Annotated in this window: 18 protein-coding genes; 10 read left to right on the forward strand and 8 right to left on the reverse strand. The window is 32.1% G+C overall.

Annotated elements, in window-relative coordinates; translation table 11 throughout:
- Positions 1–33: 33 nt before the first annotated feature.
- From HNQ03_RS01795 to HNQ03_RS01810, 4 genes are all read left to right on the forward strand, one after another.
- The gene (locus HNQ03_RS01795) at positions 34–408 is read left to right on the forward strand and encodes an HYC_CC_PP family protein (RefSeq protein ID WP_226927411.1); all 375 of its coding nucleotides are present in this window, start codon (positions 34–36) and stop codon (positions 406–408) included.
- 93 nt (positions 409–501) lie between these two features.
- Complete coding sequence (locus tag HNQ03_RS01800; protein ID WP_173777936.1) at positions 502–972, forward strand: DUF3347 domain-containing protein; 471 nt, start codon at positions 502–504, stop codon at positions 970–972.
- Between the two features lie 124 nt (positions 973–1,096).
- Complete coding sequence (locus HNQ03_RS01805; RefSeq protein WP_173777937.1) at positions 1,097–1,573, forward strand: DUF305 domain-containing protein; 477 nt, start codon at positions 1,097–1,099, stop codon at positions 1,571–1,573.
- A gap of 1 nt (position 1,574) precedes the next feature.
- Entirely contained in the window at positions 1,575–3,920 is a 2,346-nt protein-coding gene (locus HNQ03_RS01810; protein WP_226927412.1) for a multicopper oxidase domain-containing protein, read from the forward strand.
- 99 nt (positions 3,921–4,019) lie between these two features.
- Here the strand turns inward: HNQ03_RS01810 and HNQ03_RS01815 are convergent, their stop codons facing one another.
- Complete coding sequence (locus HNQ03_RS01815) at positions 4,020–6,233, reverse strand: TonB-dependent receptor (RefSeq protein WP_173777939.1); 2,214 nt, start codon at positions 6,231–6,233, stop codon at positions 4,020–4,022.
- 274 nt (positions 6,234–6,507) lie between these two features.
- Between HNQ03_RS01815 and HNQ03_RS01820 the strand changes: the two genes are divergently transcribed.
- The 6 genes from HNQ03_RS01820 to HNQ03_RS01845 all read left to right on the forward strand — a co-directional run bounded on the left by HNQ03_RS01820 (position 6,508) and on the right by HNQ03_RS01845 (position 14,816).
- Positions 6,508–6,894, forward strand: a complete 387-nt coding sequence (locus HNQ03_RS01820; RefSeq protein ID WP_173777940.1) for a DUF423 domain-containing protein — start codon at positions 6,508–6,510, stop codon at positions 6,892–6,894.
- A gap of 37 nt (positions 6,895–6,931) precedes the next feature.
- Positions 6,932–10,570, forward strand: a complete 3,639-nt coding sequence (locus HNQ03_RS01825) for a DUF7149 domain-containing protein (protein ID WP_173777941.1) — start codon at positions 6,932–6,934, stop codon at positions 10,568–10,570.
- Positions 10,571–10,795: 225 nt separating this feature from the next.
- Positions 10,796–11,389 carry a transposase gene (locus HNQ03_RS01830; RefSeq protein ID WP_173777942.1) on the forward strand — a complete coding sequence of 198 codons (594 nt, stop codon included), beginning with the start codon at positions 10,796–10,798 and terminating at the stop codon, positions 11,387–11,389.
- A 302-nt stretch (positions 11,390–11,691) separates the two neighbouring features.
- Positions 11,692–12,225 (forward strand): hypothetical protein, encoded by a 534-nt coding sequence (locus HNQ03_RS01835; protein ID WP_173777943.1) that lies wholly within the window; start codon positions 11,692–11,694, stop codon positions 12,223–12,225.
- Positions 12,226–12,498: 273 nt separating this feature from the next.
- Positions 12,499–13,692, forward strand: a complete 1,194-nt coding sequence (gene sucC / locus HNQ03_RS01840) for an ADP-forming succinate--CoA ligase subunit beta (RefSeq protein ID WP_173777944.1) — start codon at positions 12,499–12,501, stop codon at positions 13,690–13,692.
- A gap of 452 nt (positions 13,693–14,144) precedes the next feature.
- Positions 14,145–14,816, forward strand: a complete 672-nt coding sequence (locus HNQ03_RS01845) for a hypothetical protein (RefSeq protein ID WP_173777945.1) — start codon at positions 14,145–14,147, stop codon at positions 14,814–14,816.
- A gap of 3 nt (positions 14,817–14,819) precedes the next feature.
- Here HNQ03_RS01845 and HNQ03_RS01850 read toward each other — a convergent pair whose 3' ends face one another.
- From HNQ03_RS01850 to HNQ03_RS01880, 7 genes are all read right to left on the reverse strand, one after another.
- The gene (locus HNQ03_RS01850) at positions 14,820–15,662 is read right to left on the reverse strand and encodes a mechanosensitive ion channel family protein (RefSeq protein ID WP_173777946.1); all 843 of its coding nucleotides are present in this window, start codon (positions 15,660–15,662) and stop codon (positions 14,820–14,822) included.
- A gap of 66 nt (positions 15,663–15,728) precedes the next feature.
- On the reverse strand, positions 15,729–16,256 hold the full coding sequence (locus tag HNQ03_RS01855) for a hypothetical protein (RefSeq protein WP_173777947.1): 528 nt from the start codon (positions 16,254–16,256) through the stop codon (positions 15,729–15,731).
- A 185-nt stretch (positions 16,257–16,441) separates the two neighbouring features.
- Positions 16,442–18,679 carry a TonB-dependent siderophore receptor gene (locus tag HNQ03_RS01860; protein WP_173777948.1) on the reverse strand — a complete coding sequence of 746 codons (2,238 nt, stop codon included), beginning with the start codon at positions 18,677–18,679 and terminating at the stop codon, positions 16,442–16,444.
- A 555-nt stretch (positions 18,680–19,234) separates the two neighbouring features.
- Entirely contained in the window at positions 19,235–19,876 is a 642-nt protein-coding gene (locus HNQ03_RS01865; protein ID WP_173777949.1) for a hypothetical protein, read from the reverse strand.
- 227 nt (positions 19,877–20,103) lie between these two features.
- The gene (locus tag HNQ03_RS01870) at positions 20,104–20,346 is read right to left on the reverse strand and encodes a hypothetical protein (RefSeq protein WP_173777950.1); all 243 of its coding nucleotides are present in this window, start codon (positions 20,344–20,346) and stop codon (positions 20,104–20,106) included.
- 180 nt (positions 20,347–20,526) lie between these two features.
- Positions 20,527–21,168, reverse strand: coding sequence for a hypothetical protein (locus HNQ03_RS01875; protein ID WP_173777951.1), 642 nt, complete (start codon positions 21,166–21,168; stop codon positions 20,527–20,529).
- Positions 21,169–21,507: 339 nt separating this feature from the next.
- A complete protein-coding gene (locus HNQ03_RS01880) occupies positions 21,508–23,388 on the reverse strand; it encodes an ABC-F family ATP-binding cassette domain-containing protein (RefSeq protein ID WP_173777952.1) in 1,881 nt (626 codons plus the stop codon).
- Positions 23,389–23,577: the final 189 nt, after the last annotated feature.

Here is a 23,577-nt window from a genome sequence, read left to right on the forward strand (position 1 = left end):
ACAATATTTCATATATTCGCTACTTATAAAGAATTGAAAAAGCAATTAGCCATATTATTCACCATTTTCTATTTCGGATTTTCATCTGGAATGGTTTTTAATGTACATTATTGTTTAGATAAAATTTTCGTTTCTACTGCAAGTTCAAATTCATGTAAACTTTGCGGCACAAAAGAAAAGAAAGATTGTTGCAAAAGCGAAGCAAAGTTTTTTAAGGCAGATCCAGCACAAAAAGCAGACGTATCTTTTATTTCGGATACAATTTTCTTTGCCGAAATTTCTCAAATTTATTCTGCGGACTTCCCATTTTCAGCCATGCAGCGCAATGAATTTATCATTGATAGCAATGCGCCACCAGATAGGCTGAAAGTTCCATTATTTATCACTTACTGTAATTTTAGAATTTAAAATAGACCAATCATTTTTCTACTGAAAAATGATTATTTCCTGTGTCCAAATTTCTGGACAAATTCTATTTTATAACAATCTAAAATTATTACAATGAAAAAATTAATTTTCACAGCCTTATTTTCTATATTTTCAATCCTAAATTTATCTGCTCAAACATATGATGCTTCAATTTCAAAATTGTATCAGAACTATTTGAATATTAAAACTGCATTGGTATCAGATGATACTGATGAAGCCTCAAAATCTGCAGACCTTTTTCTAAAATCTGCTTCCATGGTGGATTACAAAATTTTATCCGAAGGTAATTTGGATATTTTAAGAATAGACGCTACAAAAATCGCAGAAAGTAGAAGTATAGCAACTCAAAGAGAGGTTTTCACCAATTTATCCAAAAATATGATTTGGCTGACCAAAAAATTCAAATTGGCAGATCAATCTGTATTCATTCAATATTGTCCAATGGCAGATGCAAGTTGGCTAAGCGCTGAAAAGGAAATTAAAAATCCTTTCTATGGTTCATCTATGCTTTCTTGCGGCAGTGTGAAATCTGAATTGAAATAAATTTTTTTAATTCCAATTTTCTAAATTTTTTCGCGGACTTGGTAGATAATGCAGATATTAAAATTGATGGTCTGCATTGTCTTCAATTTTCGTGTGAGTTTAATTCTAAAAATGATATATCAAAATGAATACAAATAATAATTCCCAAAATCCATATCCAAAATTTTTCTTGATGCTCGCTGCGTCATTCATCATCATGTACATCGTCATGTATTTCAATACCTATGAATTCGATCATGTTTATTTCAGCATGACAAGATTTTATATGACGTGTTTAATGATTGCTTGCATGGCTTTGTTAATGCTAGGTTTTATGCTAAAGATGTATACTAATAAAAGAAAAAATATTTCAATAGTAGTTGGTAGTCTGGTGCTTTTCTTTTGTTCGCTGTTCTTAGTTAGGGCACAAAGTCCGATAGTAGGAGATATTCTTTGGATGAAAGCCATGATTCCACACCATTCAATTGCTATTTTAACAAGTGAACGGGCAGATATTAAAGATGCAGAAGTGAAAAGATTAGCAGAGAGTATTGTTGCTGCTCAGAAAAAAGAAATCATTGAAATGAAGGCCATGATAAAACGACTAGAAAATGAAAAATAAAATGAAAATTAAATACACCTTTCTTCTCGTTTTTCTAATTTTCTACAATGGTTTTGCTCAAATGACGGAAATGAAAATGAATGCAAATAAAACCGAAAAAACCAACGAATTTGGCGATATTTCTTTCAGCGGAAAAACAGTTCGTTATGATTTGTATGTAAAAGATACTTTAGTCAATTTTACTGGCAAACCATCTCGAGCAATCGCTATCAATGGAAGATTGCAAGCACCAACATTATATTTCACAGAAGGAGATACAGCAGAAATATATTTACACAATGAATTGAAAGAAAACACCGGACTGCATTGGCATGGTGTAATTTTACCAAATGAAATGGATGGTGTTCCATATCTCACCACAAAACCTATAAAACTGGGTGAAACGCATCTTTATAAATTTAGAATTTCCCAAAATGGAACGTATTGGTATCATTCTCACGAAGGAACTCAAGAGCAAATCGGTATGAATGGAATTCTTGTTTTTAATAAAAGACAAACTCAATATAGCAAAAAATACAATGCAGATATACCTGTACTTCTGGGTGAGTGGACAGATGAAAATCCCAAACAAATAATGCGAAGATTGCACATGGATCAAGGCGATTGGTGGGCAATAAAGAAAAGAACGGTGCAAAGTTATTCCGAAGCTATTGGTAAAGGTTATTTTAAAACCAAACTATTGAATGAATGGAAACGCATGGAAGCAATGGATGTAAGTGATGTTTATTATAATAATTTTCTCATAAATGGCGCAGTTTCATCAGATTATAAAAACTTAAAAGCTGGCGACAGAGTTCGTTTGCGTGTAGCAAATGGTGCTTCATCTTCTTATTTTTGGTTAAATTTTGGTGGCGGAAAAATTACAGTAATTGGAAGCGATGGAAATGAAACAGAACCTGTAGAAGTTGATCGTTTAATTGTAGGAGTTTCTGAATCTTATGATATTGAAGTGACTATTCCGGAAAATAAAAGTTTTGAATTTCGTGCGACTTCTGAAGATCGGCAAGGTTTTGCTTCGCTATATTTAGGAACAGGAGAAAAAATAAATGCACCAGATTTACCCAGATTAAATTTATTTGAGGGTATGAAAATGATGAACGGAATGATGAAAATGAGCGGAAACATGAAGCCGATGACCATGAAAATGGGAAACCAAGTAATGGACATGAATGAAGTAATGTATCCTGAATTACCAGAAAGTCAAAAGATGAAAACCATGAAACACATGAATGAAATGATGGGTGAAAAAACTGATATGAAAATGAAGGATGGCAAAATGGAAATGGATCATAGCAAAATGACCATGAAATCTGACGCAATGAACATTGGAGATTCCGAACAAAAAACCATCAAAAGATTGAATTATAATATGTTGAAAGCAACTTTTAAAACCGCTTTACCAATCGAAAATGTGAAGCAACTTAATTTTACTTTGGAGGGAAATATGCGCAATTATCTTTGGACTTTAGATAATGAAACCGTAGCAGAAAGTGATAAAATTTTGATAAAGAAAGGCGAAGTTGTGAGAATTACGATGTACAATAATTCTATGATGCGCCACCCAATGCACCTTCACGGTCATGATTTTCGATTGATAAATTCCAAAGGAGACTATGCACCTTTGAAAAATGTAATTGATGTTTCTCCAATGGAAACCGTAACGATAGAGTTTGCTGCCAATCAAGATGGAGATTGGTTTTTCCATTGCCATATTTTGTATCATATGATGACTGGAATGGGGAGAGTTTTTTCATACGAAAATTCTGCGCCAAATCCAGATCTTCCTAATAAAGTAGAATCTTATAGAAAATTTATTAATACCAATAGAATGATCAATACAACAGCAATGTTGGATCTTTCTTTGAATAAATTTCATGCAGAAAACATGACGATGCTCGGTTCTAGATGGATGAATATGAATGAATTGCATAGTAATTATGATTTCACGCATTATGAAGGAAGCGTGAAAGTCGGTAGATTTTTAGGGAAATACCAATGGGCAATGCCTTATGTAGGTTTTAGAACTTACAAAACACATGAGATGCAAAAAACCTGGTTTAAACAAGAAGTAAAACCAAAAAATAAAAATGTTGCAATTGCAGGTATTCGATATATTCTACCAATGCTCGTAATGGCGGATGCAAGTGTAGACCAAAATGGTAAAATTGTTTTAGATTTAAGTCGAGAAAATATTCCAATTTCGCCAAGAGTACGTGGAAATTTTTCCGTAAATTCCGATAAAGAATTTGATTTTGGCTTGAAATATATTTTGCAGAAATGGGTTTCTATTTCCAGTAATTATGATAGCGAATATGGTTTTGGTGCAGGTCTTACTTTTATGTATTAATTGTCGCTTCAAATTTTTAATCCTGAAATAAAGCCGTCTCATATTAAATGAAACGGCTTTATTTTTTTATTTAAACAAGAATTTAAAATTTAAAATATTTTAAAATTGATAACTAATTGAACCTCTCAACGCAAATGGAGTTCCTGGTGTGAAGTGTATTTCTTCCACAGAATTTGGCTCATTAAATAATCTACTTTCTGTTGCAAATTGCGTTTCCTTCCATCTAGTATTGAGTACATTTTCTACAATTGCCCCGATAGTGAAGTTTCCAATTTTATAATTCAAATTGAAATCTGTAACAAAATATCCTTCCGCTACAATGCTATTGTCTTCATTCGCAGGTCTATCTCCCAAAAATCTCGCATACAAACCTCCAGAAAAACCAGCTATATTTTTTGCGCTAATACCTGCAACAAAAGTATTTTTTGGTGCCAATGGAATATAATTTTCACCTTCTGGATCGTCTACAGATTTCGCATCTGTGTAGGTGTAATCTGCACTAAAGAACCAACTTTTTGCAAATTCATATCTCGCGCCAACGTCAATTCCTTTTCTTTCCGTTTTCCCGCTTGGTTCCACAATTCCTGCATCTCCAACGTACACAAATTCTTGTTCTAAAAATAAATACCAAATGGCAGCATTAATCACCATTTTAGGAATTGGTTTCCATGTGAAGCCTAAATCTGCATTGTAAGATGCTGGCAAAATTTCTTTCGCTTCTTGCGCCACTACAACTCTTGTGTCATTGCTGTGAAAGCCTTTTCCTAATTTTAAAAAAGTTTGAAAATTTGGCTGAAATTCATAGAAAAAATTTAATTTCGGACTCGCAATCACCTTATCTTCTTCTTGATTTTGAAAACTCGGTGCTAAGAAATCTTCATAAGAAAACTTAAAATAATCTAATCTTACTGCAGGATTTATCAATAGTTTCCCCAATTTAAAATTAAATGAAGAGAAGGCAAAAAGATTGTGCTCATCTATATTTCCTAGTTTTAAATTTTCTAAAGTTTCTACTCTGTTTTTGGTGCGAGAAAGTTCTATATTTCGAACGTTATCCATGCGAAAACCTATACCAGAATTCATAGAAATATTTGGATTGTTGAATTTATGATCTACTTTAAAATTTAAACCATACAAATCTCGAGATTCTTTCTGTCGGATTTGATCTCCGTTTATAGGATCTTCCAGAAAAAAAGTGAAATTAGAAAAGAGTTGAAAATTATAATTGCTATAAAATGCAGAAGTTGTAAATCTGGTTTTCTCATCAATTTTTTTAGAATATTCTACGTTGATGTTGCTTCTATCTGTATTTCCGCCTTCTGTATCATCTATTGCCCCAAAATAATTAATGCTTCCATCTGCTACAGCACGATCTGGTATTTGTCCGCTTGCATTCCATTTGCTGGTAAAACGAGAAAGTGAAATAGAGATTTGCTCCTTTTCTGAAATTGTACCGGTATATTTTCCAAAAAGATTTAAACGATGAAAATCTTGTGAAGCATCAAAATAGCCGTCTGTAAGATTGTAATCTGCCACAAAATAAGCATCTTGGTTTGGCAAATCCAACACTTTAAACATTCCTAAAAGTGATAAGGTATTAAATTGTCCTGCTTCTACAATAATGGAATTTTGGTCTATATTTTTTTTAGTTTTAAAATCTACATAACCTGCCGTATTGAAATTTCCATGATCTGCACTGTATGCACCTTTGTCAAAATCAATTTTATCTACCGTTTCTGGGATGATGAAATGCAGATCTGCATAGCCTTGTCCGTGCGCATGAGAAACCATATTTACAGGCATTCCATCTACAGAAATGGCAACATCTGTACCGTGATCTACATCGAAACCTCTTATAAAAATTTGTTCAGCTTTTCCTCCACCTGCATGTTGCCCGATGAATAAACCTGGTACTTTTCTCAATAATTCCTGAGACGTATTCACTGGTTGTGTGCTAAGATCTATTTTAGAAATGGCCTCAAACTGATTTTGCTTTCCAGAAATCGTCACCTCTTCTATGGAAAAAGAATAGGGAGTTAAAATGTAATTTTTAATATTTTTTGAGTATACATATATTTGCGTTACATATTTATCTTTCGTTAACCGTATACTATCATTCTCTTGCAAGTCGTTTAATACAAAATCGCCCAAACCATTGGTATGATCGTGTACTTGTGTTCGTAAATTTTCAATTTTCACATTGTCGATAGGTTTATTTCTATCGTCTAGAACTTTACCTGGCGAATTTTGCGCAAAAATATTTATAGAAAATAAGGAAGCGATAAAAATAGAGAGTGAATAAATTTTACTCATAATAAATTTTAAAAAATTTGTGCTTATAAAAGGTGTAAAATTGCCTAAAAATAGGGAAAATTCTGTATTATAGTTGTTGCTTTTCACTTACGAATGTTTTCTAAATATGGTTCTCAAACTTACGTTTTAAATAAAAATCACCACTGTTGGTCTCAAATATTAGATTATTTAGGAAGTTCTATTTATTTTAAAATTTTAGCAATTTGCCCAAGGTTTTTCCTCATTGCAAAATCAAATTTGATTATATTTGCCTTAGATATTTAGAAGAAATTTGATGAAAAATACAACGTTAATATTTGGTGCAGTTTATGGTTTGATATCCATTATTTTAGGAGCTTTTGGAGCGCACGCTTTAAAAAAAGTAATAGCTATAGAGAAGCTTCAAAGTTTTGAAACTGGAGTTAGATATCAAATGTATGCGGCGTTTTTTCTCTTAATAGTGGGCTATATTTTAAAATTCGAAACACCTAGCGAAAAATGGATTTCTATTTTGATGATTGCGGGTACATTTCTATTTTCCGTAAGTATTTATCTCTTGGCTTTTGCTGATGTTGCCAATATTCCTTCCAAAATTGTAGGTCCAATCACACCATTAGGCGGTTTGTTGATGATTATTTCTTGGGCAATGTTGATCTTTTATTTCGTGAAAAATAAGGTTTAAATAGCAACATCAATATCAATAAAGAGCACGATTTACCATGATATACAAAGAAATCAAACCCAGAAAAGCATTAAACAAAACATTTCTGAAGGTAAAACCTATTCGCTCGGAAATTGAAGTTTTCAAAACCAACCTCATTCGGCTTTTGGATAGCACCAACGATATAGAATCTGAAGAGTTTCATAAAAATCTGGTTAGAGATTTTCTGAAAGATACGTACTACAATCCCAATCATTTTATCAATACAAAAGGCAGAAACGATCTCGTAATCCATGCCGGAAATTCTGCAGATTCCGCTGTAAATGTAATTGTAGAAGCCAAGAAACCAACCAACAAAGCCGAAATGCTTTCTGCAAAAAACTTGAATACAAAGGCTTTTCAAGAATTGGTTTTGTATTATTTAAGAGAAAGAATTTCGCACAACAATCTCGAAATTAAATATTTAATTGCCACCAACATCAACGAATGGTTTATTTTTGATGCGCAATTGTTTGATCGGCTTTTTGCACAAAATAAAAAATTGGTAAGCACTTTTCAAGATTTTGAAGGAGGAAGACTTGCCGAAATAAAAACAGATTTTTTCTACAAACAAATTGCAGAACCTTTCATCGCAGCTTTGGAAACGGAAATAGAATACACCTATTTCAATCTGCAATATTACCAAAAACCGCTGCGAAATGCTGACCAAAAAGACGACAATCAACTCATCGCTTTATACAAAATTCTATCTGCAGAACATTTGCTGAAAATGCCTTTCACCAATGATAGCAACAGTTTAGATAAAAGATTCTACAGCGAGTTGCTTCACATTATCGGCTTAACGGAAACCAAAGAAGGCAGCAAAAAATTAATTCAAAGAAATAAAGAAGGCGAGCGAAATTCTGGTAGTTTGCTAGAAGATGCCATCATTCAATTGGAAAGTTTAGACAAAATAAATCGTTTAGATAAACCCAGCCAATTTGGGAAAACGAAAGAAGAACGCCTTTTCAATGTTGGTTTAGAATTGAGCATTACTTGGATCAATAGAATTCTTTTCCTCAAATTGCTAGAAGCGCAACTCATCACTTATCATAAAGGCGACAAGGATTATTCTTTTCTGAATTTTGAAAATATTAAAAATTATAATGATCTGAATAGATTATTCTTTCAGGTTCTTGCCTGTAAAATGGAGGAGAGAAATGATGATGTAAAGAAAGCATTTGAAAAAGTACCTTATTTAAACAGTTCTTTATTTGAACCGACAGAAATGGAGCAGGTTACATTATTGATCAGCAATTTGCAAGAAGAAAAAATGATGCCTGTTATAGCTTCCACCGTTCTGAAAAATGAACAAGGGAAAAAGCGAACAGGAAACATCTCAACTTTAGTGTATTTGTTTGATTTTTTGAATGCCTACGATTTTGCCAGCGAAGGTTCCGAAGATATACAAGAAGACAATAAATCTCTGATCAATGCATCTGTTCTCGGTTTAATTTTCGAGAAAATAAATGGTTATAAAGATGGTTCTTTCTTCACGCCGGGTTTCATCACGATGTATATGTGCAGGGAAACCATCCGAAAATCTGTGGTTCAGAAATTTAATGAAACCAAAAATTGGAATTGCAAAAATCTGGACGAAGTTTATGATAAAATTGAAGATAGAGCAGAAGCAAACACCATTGTAAACAGCATCAAAATCTGCGATCCTGCAGTTGGTTCCGGACATTTCTTGGTTTCTTCTTTAAATGAGATGATTGCCGTGAAAAATGATCTCAAAATTTTGCAAGATCGCAGCGGAAAAAGGTTGAAAGAATACGATGTAGAAGTGGTGAATGATGAATTGATAGTTACTGATGAAGACGATGAACTTTTTGAATACAACCCAACCAACAAAGAAAGCCAGCGCATACAAGAAACGCTTTTTCATGAGAAGCAAACCATCATAGAAAATTGCCTTTTTGGTGTAGATATCAACCCAAATTCTGTGAAGATTTGCCGATTGCGTTTGTGGATCGAGCTTTTGAAAAATGCCTATTACAAAAATGCTACAGAACTAGAAACGCTTCCCAATATAGATATCAACATCAAATGTGGAAACTCTTTGGTGAGCCGTTTTGCAATAGATGCCGACTTGAAACAAGCGTTGAAAAAAAGCATCTACAATATTGAAATGTACAGAGCGTATGTTGACGAATATAGAAATGCCAAAAGCAAGGAGCAGAAACGGGAAATGGAAAAGCTAATTGCCACCATAAAATCTGATTTCCGGAGTGAAATTTCTTTGAACGACCCGAAATTGAAAAAATTGCGCAAAGCTTCTGGAGAATTGTATTTGATGACCAACCAAACCCAGCTTTTTGAAATGGGCAAAAAGGAAAAAGCAGTTTGGAACAAAAAACTAACTCAACTTTCTGGCGACGTAAAAAAATTGGAAACCGAAATAGATGATATAAAAGCCAACAAAATTTTTGAAAACGCTTTTGAATGGCGTTTTGAATTCCCCGAAGTTTTGAATGACGAAGGCGATTTTGTAGGATTTGATGTGGTGATTGGAAATCCGCCGTATTTACAAATTAGAGAACTTCCGCAATTTGTTCAAGAGGGATTGAAATCTCAATCTTTTTATTCAGATATTGCAAAAGGAAGTCGTCAAAATCTTTTTCAATATTTTATAGGATTATCATATCATTTAAATAAAGCAAATGGCTTAAATGCACTGATTTATCAAAATTCTTTTTTAAGTGAAGAAACTACTAAAATTGCAAGAAATTTTATATTTGAAAATTCTACAATTTTATCAATAAATTCATTTCCAGAAAGAGATATTGAGAGTAAACGTGTTTTTGAGGATGCTAAAATGAGTGTTTGTATAATGATTATTAAAAAAGAAAAAGCTACTGATTTTACCTTTCCTTTGTATATTTGGAAGGATAATACAATGAGGGAATATAAAAAAATAAATTATGCTAAAACTGAAATAATAAAATTATTTAATGATACTTTGAAGATTCCATTAATTTCAAACAGTGAAAAATCGCTTTTTTTAAAAATGTTATCAGTGAAAAATAAAATCGAATTTACTTCAAACTCTGGTGAATTGGACATGACAGCGGCAAAATTATTTTTTACATCAGACAGTAGATATCCAATTGTAATAAAAGGTGCTCAAGTTCAAAAATATTTTATTTCGAATAATCCTTCGCAAGGAAAAGTTGAATTTTTAAATACTGACGAATATTTTAGTTTACATGCAAAATCTGGTAGAATGTTGCACAGACTTAAAAAAAGAATTGTCATGCAACGAATAACTGGTGTTGATTCAAAAATAAGATTGGTTATGACATTGTTAGACGAAAATTCATTTTGTGCAAATTCAACAAACTATATAGTAAATGATGATGTTGAGGTTTTATATTATTTACTTTCTATTTTGAATTCTAAATTAATAAATTATTATTTTAAAACTACCAGCACAAATACCAACGTAACAGGTAAGGAATTGGAAAGTTTGCCATTAATTGATATTAATAAAGAAATGCAACAACCTTACATTGAAAAAGTCGATCAAATTTTAAATTTAAAAAAAGAAAATCCTGATTCTGATACTTCCGAACTCGAAGCCGAAATCGATCAATTGGTTTACAAACTCTACGATTTAAGCGAAGAAGAAATCGCCATTGTAGAAGGAAATTCTTAAAGCAACCTTACCAAGGTTTAGACGATTAAAGCAACCTTGACAAGGTTAAGCAGAGTAAAGCGGAGATTAAAACTCTGCGAAGGTTAAGCAGAGTAGAAGGAAAATTTTAAAGCAACTTGTCAAGGTTTAGACGGTCAAAGCAACCTTGTCAAGGTTCCAAACCTTGACAAGGTTAAGCGGAGTTAATTTACCAAAAGATAATATTATTTCACAAAAAATAAAAAAATGGACATCAGAATCACTGCAATTGAACCAGACAAATTCTACCATATTTACAACAGAGGGATCAACAGCGAATTAATTTTTAAAAGCGATCGAAATTATTTGTTTTTTCTTCAGAAAATAAAAGAGAATCTTTTAGATGTTTGCGACGTTTATGCTTATTGTTTAATGCCTAATCATTTTCATTTATTAGTAAGAATAAAATCAGAAAACGAATTGAAAAACCTTATCAAGATATCAAATCTTGACAAGGTAAAAGGTTTAGAATCACCTCAAAATATTTTTTCAAAACAATTTGCCAAAATTTTCAATTCATATTCTCAAGCATTCAATAAGGAAAATAATAGACATGGTGCACTCATAGAATCACCTTTTAAAAGGAAAAATATTGATTCCGAAGCATATTTACGACAATGTATCATCTATATTCATCAAAATCCTATAGCAGATAATTTTACTCAATATCAATTTTCATCTTATAAAAGTTTCATTAGTAATTTAGATACTTTATTAAAAAGAAATGAGGTTTTAGAATTGTTTGATAGCAAAGAAAATTTTGAATTTTGTCACAATATAGAAAGTAAATACGAATTTTAGATTTAAACTAAACTTTGTAAATAACTTTGGTTAATTTTGAGCAACCTTGCCAAGGTTAAACAGAGTAGAAGCAAATTCTTAAAGCAATCTTGTCAAGGTTCCAAACCTTGATAAGGTTAAGCAGAGTAGAAGCAAATTCTTAAAGCAACCTTGTCAAGGTTCCAAACCTTGACAAGGTTAATTCCACACCTTCTAAACGGAATAAGAAATCGCCATTGTAGAGGGAAATTAATTTAAAAAAAATAGTAGTTACAAAATCCTAAGTTGGAGAACAGCAACATCAAAACAAAAAAATGAAAAGAATGGCAATACTTTTTTTAATCATCGGAATCCTAAGTTTGGGAATTTCCGCTTATTTTTTTACCAAAAAACCTGAAATTGCACCTTTAGAAATTTCTGCACAAAAGCAAAAAGGAGACAATTTTGAAAATTATATGATCCAGCGTTTAGCAAAACAAGATGAAATTCAGTTGGTGGGCAAAGTTTCTGACTATTATCAAAATGGAATTACGGCTTTAGAAAATTATGAACCAGATCTTAAATTCAAATATAAAAATAAACCTTTTGCCGTAGAATGCAAGTGGAGAAACGCGTTCAAAAACGGAAAAACAGATTGGGCAAAAAATCGGCAAATTCAAAACTATCTCAACTATCAAAATACTAAAAAAGAAAAAGTCTACGTTGCTTTAGGAATTGGTGGCAAACCAGAAGCGCCAGAAAGATTGTATTTAATTCCACTCTATCGATTAACATTAGAATTCGTGACGGAAGATTATATACAAGAATTTGTGATAAACGATGATGCAGAAATGCTAAAAATACTTAATAAGAACTAATTTTTTCAAATCCGAAAACGAAATTTGGTAGTGATGTAAAATCTGCGCACCGACTTGATTGAAGCTCTTTTTTTTTGGTGGTTGAGCTTATTGAAGCCAGCAAGAAAAAAAGCGAGAATGGAAGGCATCAACGAAATTAAAGCGAATGCTTTATTTGAAGTTTACGAACGTAGTTCATGGCGCCCAAATAAAATCTATCACAAATCCCACAATCCGCAAAAATTTTCTTAAATTTGTAACTCTTATTAAAATTTAAACAAAAACAGATAATATATGAATCTTCACGAGTATCAATCCAAAGAGATTTTAGCAAAATATGGTGTTGCCATACAAAACGGTTATGTAGCAAATACTGTAGAAGAAGCAGTAGAAGCCGCAAACAAATTGGCTGCAGAACGCGATGCGAAAGCATGGGTAGTAAAAGCACAAATACATGCAGGTGGTCGTGGAAAAGGTGGCGGTGTAAAGTTTTCTCCAAACATGGAAAAACTAAAAGAAAATGCAACCAATATTTTGGGTATGCAATTGATCACACCTCAAACTTCTGCAGAAGGTAAAAAAGTACATTCTATTTTGGTAGCAGAAGATGTATATTATCCTGGCGAAACAGAAACTAAAGAATTTTATGTTTCTATACTTTTAGATAGAGCACAAGGAAAAAATACCATTGTTTATTCTACAGAAGGTGGAATGGATATTGAGCAAGTAGCAGAAGAAACTCCACACCTTATTCACAACGAAATTGTAGATCCATGTGTTGGTTTGCAAGCTTTTCAAGCTAGAAAAATTGCTTTTAATCTTGGATTAGAAGGAAATGCTTTCAAAGAATTTACAAAATTTATTGCAAGTCTTTACAATGCTTATGTAGGTATTGATGCTAGTTTGTTTGAAATAAACCCAGTATTAAAAACTTCTGATAACAAAATAATTGCCGTAGATGCAAAAGTATCTTTGGACGATAATTCTCTTTTCCGTCACAAAGATTTGGCAGCATTGAGAGATACGCGTGAAGAAGATGCAACAGATGTAGAAGCAGGAGAAGCTGGTCTTAATTTCGTGAAATTAGATGGCGATGTTGCTTGTATGGTAAATGGTGCTGGTCTTGCGATGGCAACTATGGATATCATCAAACTTTCTGGTGGAAATCCTGCGAACTTCTTGGATGTTGGTGGTACAGCAGATGCAGAAAGAGTACAAAAAGCTTTCGGTATCATCTTGCAAGATCCTAATGTAAAAGCAATTTTAATCAATATCTTTGGTGGAATTGTACGTTGCGATCGTGTAGCGCAAGGTATTGTGGACGCTTACAAAGCAATGGGCAGTTTGCCAGTTCCGTTGATCGTGAGATTGCAAGGAACAAATGCTGTAGAAGCAAAAAAATTGATAGACGAATCTGGACTTCCAGTACATTCTGCAATTACATTAGAAGAAGCAGCGAATAAAGTAAAAGAAGTTTTAGGAAACTAATATTTTTCAACATATATTTTTATAAGAACGAGCCTTAATGGCGCGTTCTTTTTTTTTAAATCCGTCTTATCTTTATTGATGAGGCGGCTTTTTTTTTTGGAGCCAAGAACCTGCTATCCGCTATATCTTTTGCTCGTCGTACCTCCTCACAAAAGGATGCCGCTTCTATCAGGGCTAGAAGATTTTCGCTTTTAAATGAGGGTTTACTAAAATTGAATTTTTACCTTTAAGATTGGTGAAGCAATTAAGTTTCATTAAGAAAAATCTAAAGATTCCGTCAGAATTTCAAAAAATTTGCTCGGAGATTCTTAATCCTCATAATATCTTAACAGAAACTTAATGGTTGAATTTTTTTACATTAGAAAATCTTTGAATATTGATTTTAATTTAATAAGCTTTTTTCTCAAAACTTATTTGGAACGATTTTTCTATTCCAAACGAAAATTGAAAGCATGAGCAAATTTACCGTTCCAAAACCCTGTCATGAAAATTGGGAAAATATGCTGCCCGAAGAGAAAGGAAAATTTTGCGGATTTTGCCAAAAAACGGTGTACGATTTCACACAAACATCGGATGAAAAAATTCAGCAAATTTTCGAAAAAGAAAACGGAAATATTTGTGGAAGATTTGAAAATACGCAATTAATTCAATTTTCAAAGTTTCAAAATGTAGTGATGAGGTTTGAAAATTTCACGAAGAATCATTTCTCAAAATTTGGAATTTTAGTTTCCGCAGTTTCTTTATTGATGAGTATTTCTGGATGCCAAAAGAAAATAGAAACAATTGGGGAATTGGCTCCTGCTAAAATGAACGGAGATTCTGCAAATTGCACTACAGATTCTTTAAATTCTCAAATAGAATTGGGAGAACCAATGATGATACGTGAAGATACTGCTCAAATACAAATTGCTAAGAGAATCCCTTTGTCTCCAAAGATAATTGAATCTTCTAAACATCCCGATTATCCAGAACACTTTGTTACAGGCGAACCTGTATTTATACAAGATTCTTCAAAAATTAAAAAACCACCAAAACCGCCAAAACCAGCTAAGTTGAAATTGCCAGGATATCCTCACACAGTAGGTATGCCAATTGCTGTGGATTCTACAAAAAATTCTGATTAAAATTTAATTGCCAGTTTCTGCAAGATTCAATTGTGTTTGTGTGGCTAGTTCTATACCAGATTCTTCTAGTTTATTTTTTAATCGCTTGATGGCTTCACTACGAACTAAAATAAAACTTTCCCCATTTTTCATGAAAAATCGAACTTCTATATAAAAGATACCAAAGCTTTGTTTTAAAACAATTACTTGTGCAGCATCTGTTTGGTCAGCAAAATCGAATTTCTTTATTTCTGCCATGATTACTTCTGTAGCTTTCTCTAAATTTTGAGTTCCCGATAATTCTAAATCTAGGAAAACTTTTCTCTGCCCGGAAGTTGTTAAATTAACAAAAGGCGCACTGAAAATCAATTGATTGGGTACGAATACTTTCTTACCTTCATCCGTAATTATTTTTGTGGTCAGAAATCCTATTTTTTCTACGGTTCCAGATATATTTTGTATCGTAACGTAGTCTCCAGCTTCAAAAGCTTTGTCTACACCTACCAAAGCGCCAGAAAACATAGAAGAGACCAAATCCTTCAAAGCTACACCCGCAACTACACCTGCAACACCGAGACTTCCTATAAACTTAAACAAAAATCCGCCCAATCCCATTATTTCCAATGCGATAAAAAGACCGATAACAACGATTAGAAATTTAAAAATTTTAATTAAAACAACTACAGAATTATCCTTACTCTTCGGGAAAAATTTATGAAAAATCTTCACAGAAAATTTACTTAAAAAGGAACTTAAAAAAATGAAAATCATAAAAACTATAATTCCCACAGCTATTCTTGGTGTTGCTTCTGCTAAACTGTGATACCAATTTCCTACTACGTCGTAAACAATGTCTATATAATCCATTTTATTATTCTAAATTAAAAAATTTTGTGCTGCAAAATGCTCTCCAAAGATATTCAATTTTATTTTTTAACTGATCCAAACCAAAATTACACTTAAAACTAAACCTGCTGCAGTGTAAATTATTCCTCTTTTGAAGGCTTTTGTTTTGGTATTGAACATCCAAAAGCTAGAAATTACGAAGAAAAACAAAGATGCTCCAAATAAAACGCTGAGCGGAGCCCATTTGTCTTTAGATTCCGTTTTGTGCAGATTCGTCATTTTTTTCAAAAGTGTAGGCAATTCTTTTTTTGTATATTTTGCTTCTCCTGTTTTGCTGTTGTATTTCCCTTGTTTGAAGATAAGAAAATCTCCTTCTTGTTTTTCAACTTCAAAATTTTTGATTTTCAATTCTTTTCCTAATGCTTTTTCCAAAAGTTGAGGTTCTAGTTTTTTTTCGATTACCAATTCCTTTTTTAGAAAATCTGTATCTCTATACACCAATAAAATACCGCTGATGGAGTAGATGGCCATAATGCCTGCCATGAAAAAACCGATGTATCTGTGCAAGACGCGCATTGTAGTTCTAATAGAATTTGTTTTCTTTTTTTGGTTCATAGTTGATATTTTTCAATCGTTAAATGTAATTCTTTACTGCGAAACTTTGCGCCCCGACTTGAGTGGAAATCCTTTTTTTTGGTGGCTGAGCTTGTCGAAGCCAGCAAAAAAAAGATTGGGAACGGAAGGCGGATTAAGGCGCCCAAATAAGTTCCACCAATCCATAATCCGCCATCAACATTCAATTATAATTTATACGTCAAAGTTAAGTAGTAATTTCTTGGCGTAATTGGATTTACAGAATAATTTTCGTGATAGTTGTAATCTACGGTATCAAATAAATTTCCAATTTTACCCATTAATGATAGTTTTTCCCACTCATAACCAAGGGATACTGCTGTTGTTGCGTAGTTTCCCACTTCCAGAAATCTTGAAACTCCATTTCTAGCGTCCAAAGTTTCTTTCGTATCGTTCCAACCGGCAATTCTACCTCCTACAAAATATAAACTTGCTCCAACTTTTAACCCTTTTACATAATTATTTAAAGTATAAAATACAGAGGCATTCGCTGTTGTTGCCGGTGTTCTCACTAATCTTTGATTTTCTACATATCCAAACTGTGCAGGTGTATCTAAATATACAGAATTGTTGTAAGAAACTCCTGCTATGATGGATAAATTTGGATAAGGATTACCTTGGATGTCTAATTCTACACCTTGACTTCTCATTCTTCCAGCAAATTCTTTGATGTTGGAATCTGAATTTTGACTTCCGTCTGCTTTTAATTCTGCTGTTTGAAAGAAGTTTCTATTTTCAATTTGATACACAGATACATTCACAGCAACTGCATTATTCCAGAAATTATGTTTCAAACCTACTTCAAACTGATCTATAATTGAAGGAGTTAGCGAATTTCCATTTACATCTTGCCCTGTGTTTGCAGAAAATGAATTGGTATAGGTTGCAAAAACCGATAGATCTGAATTGGGTGTATAAATTAACCCTGCTTTTGGAGAGAAAGCTCTATCTACAGTTCCTGCTGAATTAACGGTAGTATTATCCGCGAATGTTTTGCGCTCAGATTCTTTGTTTTCTATGTATGAAAATCTCAAACCTGCCAAAACTTTAAATTTAGAACTAAGCTCTATAAAATCTTGCGCGTAAATTCCAAATCTCTGTGTTGGTATTCTATTTCTATCTTTTCTTGTAGCATCAGGCATTGCACCAGAAACCCAAGTTGCAGGATCGTCTAAGTATATGGTTCCGTTTGCATTTCCATTGGTGCCATATAGATAAGAAGTACCAAAAGTTTTCCCATTTGTAGGATCTAAATAAGTGTAAGAATCGCTTGTTGCATAATCTCCATCAGTTCCTACCAAGATTTTATGGTTGATAGTTCCAGTTTTTATTTCTCCATTTAAATTTACTTGTAGAGAAGAATAATTTTGCTCGTTGTAGGTTCTATTTAATGGTCTTTTCCAGCTTAATCTGTTTGCAGCATCATAACTCCACTGGACTCTTTCCGTGGAAAAATAATCTTTCGTGTAATTTTGAAAAGATGCTACTGCATTTAAGGTCCAAAATTTATTAAATTGATGATTAAATGTAATGTTGCTTGTCGCTTGTTCTACATTTTGATATTGCCAATCTGTACCTACATAAGCACTTCTTGAAAGTATATTGTTTAGAGCATAAGAACCATCCTTGTTGGTGAAAGATCCAATACCGAAATCTGGCGTGAAATTATTTTTCAGATAATCTCCTTCTATAATGATCTGAGAATTTTCTCCAAGATTAATTGCAACAGACGGGTTGAAATAATATTTTTCAGAAGTTACTACATCGCGAAAACTTTCAGCATTTTCATAAGCTCCATTTACACGAAAAGCTACCGTTTTAGAAAGTGGACCATAGAAATCTACCGTTGTTTTGTAATTGTCCCAGCTTCCTGCATTTACTCCTACACTGCCACCAAATTCAAATCTTGGTTTTTTTGTTATTAAATTTACAACTCCACCAGCTGCAACATTTCCGTAGAGCATTGCGTTTCCACCTTTTAAAACTTCCACTCTTTCTAAACCGGAAACCTCTGGAAATACACCAGAATTTACTCTAGCTCCATTTTTAAAAATATTATCATTTCCAAAATTAAAACCTCTACCTCCAAAACTATCTTGAGAATTTCCGCGTGAAGAGGTGATGTATAAACCATTTACATTTTGTAGTACCTCGCTCAATTGTTTAGCTTGTTGTTGCTCTATAATTTCGTGGGTTACGATGGAAATTGGTTGCGGGTTTTCCATCATCGTTAAATTGCTTTTTCCGCTTAAGACTTTTGCTTTGTTTGGATTTCCAGTTTTATGCAGTAATACATCTTCTATTTCTTGAATTCTGATGGTATCAGATTCTGGTTTAAATTTCATTTGCGCGAAGGCAGGAAGGGATATTGCGAGAATTGCAATTGTAAGGATTTGCTTTTTCATTAGTTTTTATTTAGAATGAATTAAAATAACGATGCAAATATAAAACCTGTGTTTAAAACTGACAAGTATTATTTTTAATTATTCTAAATAATATTAAAAAACTGATAAATATTGGTTTCTAGGGGGATTTTAAAATTTCGATAGCTGAAAATTTTTGAATGAATTATTTTGAATAATCGAAAGGAATTTCATGTAATTAAATAATAAAATCTATTATGTAGTCGGAAATATATTTCTAAAAGTATAGAATTTCAATCAATTACATTTGTATTAAAAAAACATAGAATGTGATTATTCGCATTTAAGGCAAACGCTTAATCAAATCTGGTTACAAATTCCTCTTTGCTAAATTAATTATGACAAAATAAAAAAACTTGGCGATTATTTATTTTAGTTAATTGATAATCTATGTTTTAGGTTTTTTACTTTAAATGTAAAATTGGTTAATAGATTAAAAATCCAGATGCAGCTAATTGTATTAATTTTTAGAATGAATAGATTTAAATACTAAAACGGTGCTGCAAAATGTGTATTTATATCTTCACTGTTAAGCTTCTAATGAGCGAGATCCAACGTGTTTTTATTTTTTTTGAGAACAAGAATACAAGTCCATGCAACCCAAATTGCATCTACACCAAAGGTAAATTTCTGCAGAATTGGAAGGTAATAAATTCCGATTTTGGTTTCAAAAATTAAAAAGCACACAATACTTAATGCAAATGCAAAGTATACAATTCCTTTGTAGGCTTTATTTTTGAAACGATATAGTTCTATAAAAAACGGAATCATTGCTATTGTACCGAAAATTCCGGTAAGTAAAACCGTAACATCGTGAAATTTTGTGCTCATTAAAACGAAAACCGTCATGGTTGCCATTCCGAAATAGGCAGTCAGTTTTGTATTTAAATTTTTAACCGAAAATACTTGCGGCAAATAGTAGAAAAAGCAGATCATGGTTAAGCTCAAAATATAATGAGCAACAGTTGCTAAAGATCGCGCATTATTTTGCATACCACCTTTGGTAATAGGATCCATTGCATCACACAATAAATTGTTGAAAAAGCTATAGCCTTTTGCTTCTGGATGATTGGTAGAACCACCTGGATAATAGTTGGAAGCGTATGTAAATAAAACTACATAAAGCACCAATCCAAACATGGGAAAATAAGGTAGGTATTGGGTTTTGAATTTTTTCATTAATGAGTGCAAAGATATAGTTTTGCAAAGATAAATGATATTAGTTGTAGTTAATTTTAGAATAAATTTATCAGTAATTTTAAATTTTTGGTAATATATTTCGAACTTAAAAATCCTTTAATTTATATTTATGCATTCATTTTTTCATGCTGAAAGCATCTCTGCGGTGTGAAATTCAAATTTAATTAGAGATTTTTTTTAAATATTTTATTTCATGTTCAAATTCTTTAATTCCATTCTTGAATCTGAGCTTTTAAATCTATTGCTGCTATTATCCTATTATTTTTTTCGTCCTCTAAAGCCAGATCTATTTCAGTATTAAATTTTTCCATAGTCATCGGCTCAAAATTTTCGTCAAAATTTATAGATTTACTTCTGATAATAAAATTTTCTAAAACCGCGATAATTTTTTCATTATTAATATTCAAAAATTCTTGTACAAGTGATATTTTTCGGGCTTCTAGATTCATAATTCAATTATTTAGTTCAAATTTAAGCATTAATTATTAAATTTGAAAGGTTAGGTTTTACAAATCAGATTTTACAAATTTTGTCAATCTAGAAATAAGATCAAGTTTATTGCTTGGACTTAAATTTTCCAACAGTCCAACGTGGATGAAAATTTAATGCCTTTAAAAATGTCGCATTGCTTACAATTTTTTTACATTCTTAATCTCACCATTTGGATATTGAATTATTTGAAATCGTAATCTCTGCAACCCGGTTGCCTTCATTCCCTTTATTGTTACAATAGAATTCACAAATAAAATAGTTTTGTCCATATGTTTGCTAATACTATCCTTTTCCATCTCAAATATTTTTATTTTTTTTTCAAGAAGCAAAATGTCTGATTGCATGTATTTAATTGCTTTATCCTTTTTTTCTCCAAATTTTTTTCGACCTAAATTTTCAAAATCAAGTAATTCACTTATTGCTGAATCAAAAGTATTATTACCAGTTTTTTTAATTGGGTTTTCATATCCATAATAATTTATTCCTTCGTAATTCCATTGCTTCCCGTTTGTTACTTCCTGAAGTTGATTTTTTGTCGTCTCAATTTTATTAGAATAAAATTCTATGACTTTTCTATTTTCTTTTATTTCCAAATCAATTTTATTAATATCAACTTGACTTTTTAACAAATTTTTTTTTTCAATTTTTTCAATTTTATAATCTTTAAAATCGTTAATTAATAAAAATTCATTAAAATGGTTATTGATTTGTCGTTCATATTTATCAGAACAGCCGCCTAATAATAAAAGTAAGATAGCCAAGATTAAGTTTTTCTTCATGCATTTGGAATTAATAATTTTTAATAAAATATAAATTCATCTAAATTAATAATATGATAATCATTTATTTAAAAGTAAAAACAAATATACTCAAGAAAAAACATTTGATTCCAAACAATTTATTTTTCGAGATTGCATAAATTTAACACATTTATATTTAAATAGAAAAATAGACATACACTTTGTAAAATAATATAATATTCTCGGAATTCCATGAACCGGCAAAAGGAAAATTTCTTTAACTATCATCAGATACTTCATTTCAATTCTTTCTGTTCTATATAATAAGCGCTGTTGTGAATAAGAACGAGTATACATATCATCGTTTAAATAAAATCCTCACTCCTGCAATTCCAACCATCTCATCTCAAAATTTTCCAATTCCGTAGAAAGATCGTCCAAGTCTTTGGACAACACAGAAATTTTATCATAATCTTTTTCATTGTTCAATTGTTCCAAAATTGCAGCGCGCTTTTTTTCGAGTTTTGGCATTTCACTTTCTATGTTTTTCAATTCTCTTTGCTCGTTGAAAGTGAGTTTTTTCTTTTCTACTGCAGCTGGTTTTTCAACTGGTTTTGCTGGTTCTATTTTTACTTCTGCCTTTTTTGCAGCAACCGGATTTTTTAATTCTACTTCTTTCATTTCTCTATATTCAGAGAAATTTCCTACAAAATCTCGTATTTTTCCGTCGCCTTCAAACGCCAAAACGTGATCTACAATTCTATCTATAAAATATCGATCGTGAGAAACAATAATTAAACAACCGCCAAAATTTAATAAGAAATTTTCTAAAACCGTCAATGTTGGCAAATCCAAATCGTTGGTTGGCTCATCAAATATTAAGAAATTTGGATTTTTGAAAAGAACATGCATCAAGTGCAAACGTCTTTTCTCTCCTCCAGATAGTTTGGAAATTGGGGAATATTGAGTTTGATCATCAAACAAAAATAACCTCAAAAATTGCGATGCCGAAAGCGATTTTCCATTGGCCAAAGGATAATATTCGGCCACATCTTTTATTAAATCTATCACGCGTTGGTCTTCTTTAAAAATCAAACCTTTCTGCGAAAAGTAGCCAAATTGTATGGTTTCACCTGTTTCTATTTCTCCAGCATCTTTTGGTTCGAATCCTTGGATGATGTTTAATAATGTAGATTTTCCGGCACCATTTTTACCTACAATTCCCACTTTTTCGCCACGTTGAAATTGATAACTGAAATCTTTTAATAATGTAAGATCTCCGTATGCTTTATCTATATTTTTTAGTTCGAGAATTTTATTTCCCATTCTTTTCATCTCAAAATCCAACTCCAAACTTGCTTTTCTGGTATCTAGTTTAGCTGTTTTTTCAGTTTCGTAGAAATCAGATTGTCTGCTTTTAGATTTTGTAGTTCTTGCTTTTGGTTGGCGACGCATCCATTCTAACTCTTTGCGGTACAAGTTGTTGGCTTTATCTATGGTTGCGTCCAAATTTTCCTCTCGGATCATTTTATTTTCTAGATAAGTTGCATAAGCACCATTGTGAACATACAAATTTTTATCTTCCATTTCCCAAATTTTATCGCAAACTGCATCTAGAAAATACCTGTCGTGAGTTACCAAAAGTAAAGTCAACATAGATTTTGAAAGATAATTTTCTAGCCATTCAACCATTTCTACATCGAGGTGGTTGGTTGGCTCATCCATAATCAACAAAGTATGTTTGTGTTGAGCGCGAGTTTCTGTCAGCAATTTCGCAAGCGCAACACGTTTTATTTGTCCACCAGAAAGCATTTCCATTTTTGCTTCTAAATTGGTGATTTTCAGTTGAGATAATATTTGCTCCATCTCATTTTCCAAATCCCAAGCTTTGTGAATTTCCATTTCGGCGAGTGAATTTTCCATTGCATTTGGATCTTCAGAAAGAAGTGCTTTATGATAATTTCGCAACGCAACAATAGGTGCAGAATCCAAACTCATCATAAATTCTTCTACCGTTTGAGAAGAGTTGAAATCTATTTCCTGATCAAAAAGCACGACTTGAATTTCTTTATTGATGACTACGGTACCTTCGCTCGCAGTTTCTCTACCGCTTAAAATTTTCAAAAGGGTAGATTTTCCAGTTCCATTTTTGGCAACGATGGCAATTTTGTCGCCCTCATTTACATGGAAGGTAATATTTTCGAAAAGGGTTTTGATACCGAAAGATTTGGATAGATTTTCTGCGGAAACGTAATTCATAAGGGAAATTGATGTGTGATAATTGCTTATCGATTTTAATAAGGTGCAAAAATACGGAAATACAATTGAATATTCTACCATAGCGTAAGAACGAACTGATTTTAGATAAAATTAATTTTTCTATGATTTCAATAATTTTTAAGCTTTTAAAAATCATACTTTTGCAAGGTAAATTTTCGTTAAAATTTT

The sequence above is a fragment of the Frigoriflavimonas asaccharolytica genome (assembly GCF_013294015.1).
GTDB classification, from domain to species: Bacteria; Bacteroidota; Bacteroidia; order Flavobacteriales; family Weeksellaceae; genus Frigoriflavimonas; species Frigoriflavimonas asaccharolytica.

Coding starts and splice junctions, on each gene's coding strand:
- HNQ03_RS01865 (WP_173777949.1), bottom strand. CDS start 19,876: ATGAAAAAATTCAAAACCCAATACCTACCTTATTTTCCCATGTTTGGA.
- HNQ03_RS01820 (WP_173777940.1), top strand. CDS start 6,508: ATGAAAAATACAACGTTAATATTTGGTGCAGTTTATGGTTTGATATCC.
- sucC (WP_173777944.1), top strand. CDS start 12,499: ATGAATCTTCACGAGTATCAATCCAAAGAGATTTTAGCAAAATATGGT.
- HNQ03_RS01845 (WP_173777945.1), top strand. CDS start 14,145: ATGAGCAAATTTACCGTTCCAAAACCCTGTCATGAAAATTGGGAAAAT.
- HNQ03_RS01830 (WP_173777942.1), top strand. CDS start 10,796: ATGGACATCAGAATCACTGCAATTGAACCAGACAAATTCTACCATATT.
- HNQ03_RS01870 (WP_173777950.1), bottom strand. CDS start 20,346: ATGAATCTAGAAGCCCGAAAAATATCACTTGTACAAGAATTTTTGAAT.
- HNQ03_RS01825 (WP_173777941.1), top strand. CDS start 6,932: ATGATATACAAAGAAATCAAACCCAGAAAAGCATTAAACAAAACATTT.
- HNQ03_RS01875 (WP_173777951.1), bottom strand. CDS start 21,168: ATGAAGAAAAACTTAATCTTGGCTATCTTACTTTTATTATTAGGCGGC.
- HNQ03_RS01810 (WP_226927412.1), top strand. CDS start 1,575: ATGAAAATTAAATACACCTTTCTTCTCGTTTTTCTAATTTTCTACAAT.
- HNQ03_RS01850 (WP_173777946.1), bottom strand. CDS start 15,662: ATGGATTATATAGACATTGTTTACGACGTAGTAGGAAATTGGTATCAC.
- HNQ03_RS01815 (WP_173777939.1), bottom strand. CDS start 6,233: ATGAGTAAAATTTATTCACTCTCTATTTTTATCGCTTCCTTATTTTCT.
- HNQ03_RS01880 (WP_173777952.1), bottom strand. CDS start 23,388: ATGAATTACGTTTCCGCAGAAAATCTATCCAAATCTTTCGGTATCAAA.
- HNQ03_RS01805 (WP_173777937.1), top strand. CDS start 1,097: ATGAATACAAATAATAATTCCCAAAATCCATATCCAAAATTTTTCTTG.
- HNQ03_RS01835 (WP_173777943.1), top strand. CDS start 11,692: ATGGCAATACTTTTTTTAATCATCGGAATCCTAAGTTTGGGAATTTCC.
- HNQ03_RS01800 (WP_173777936.1), top strand. CDS start 502: ATGAAAAAATTAATTTTCACAGCCTTATTTTCTATATTTTCAATCCTA.
- HNQ03_RS01860 (WP_173777948.1), bottom strand. CDS start 18,679: ATGAAAAAGCAAATCCTTACAATTGCAATTCTCGCAATATCCCTTCCT.
- HNQ03_RS01855 (WP_173777947.1), bottom strand. CDS start 16,256: ATGAACCAAAAAAAGAAAACAAATTCTATTAGAACTACAATGCGCGTC.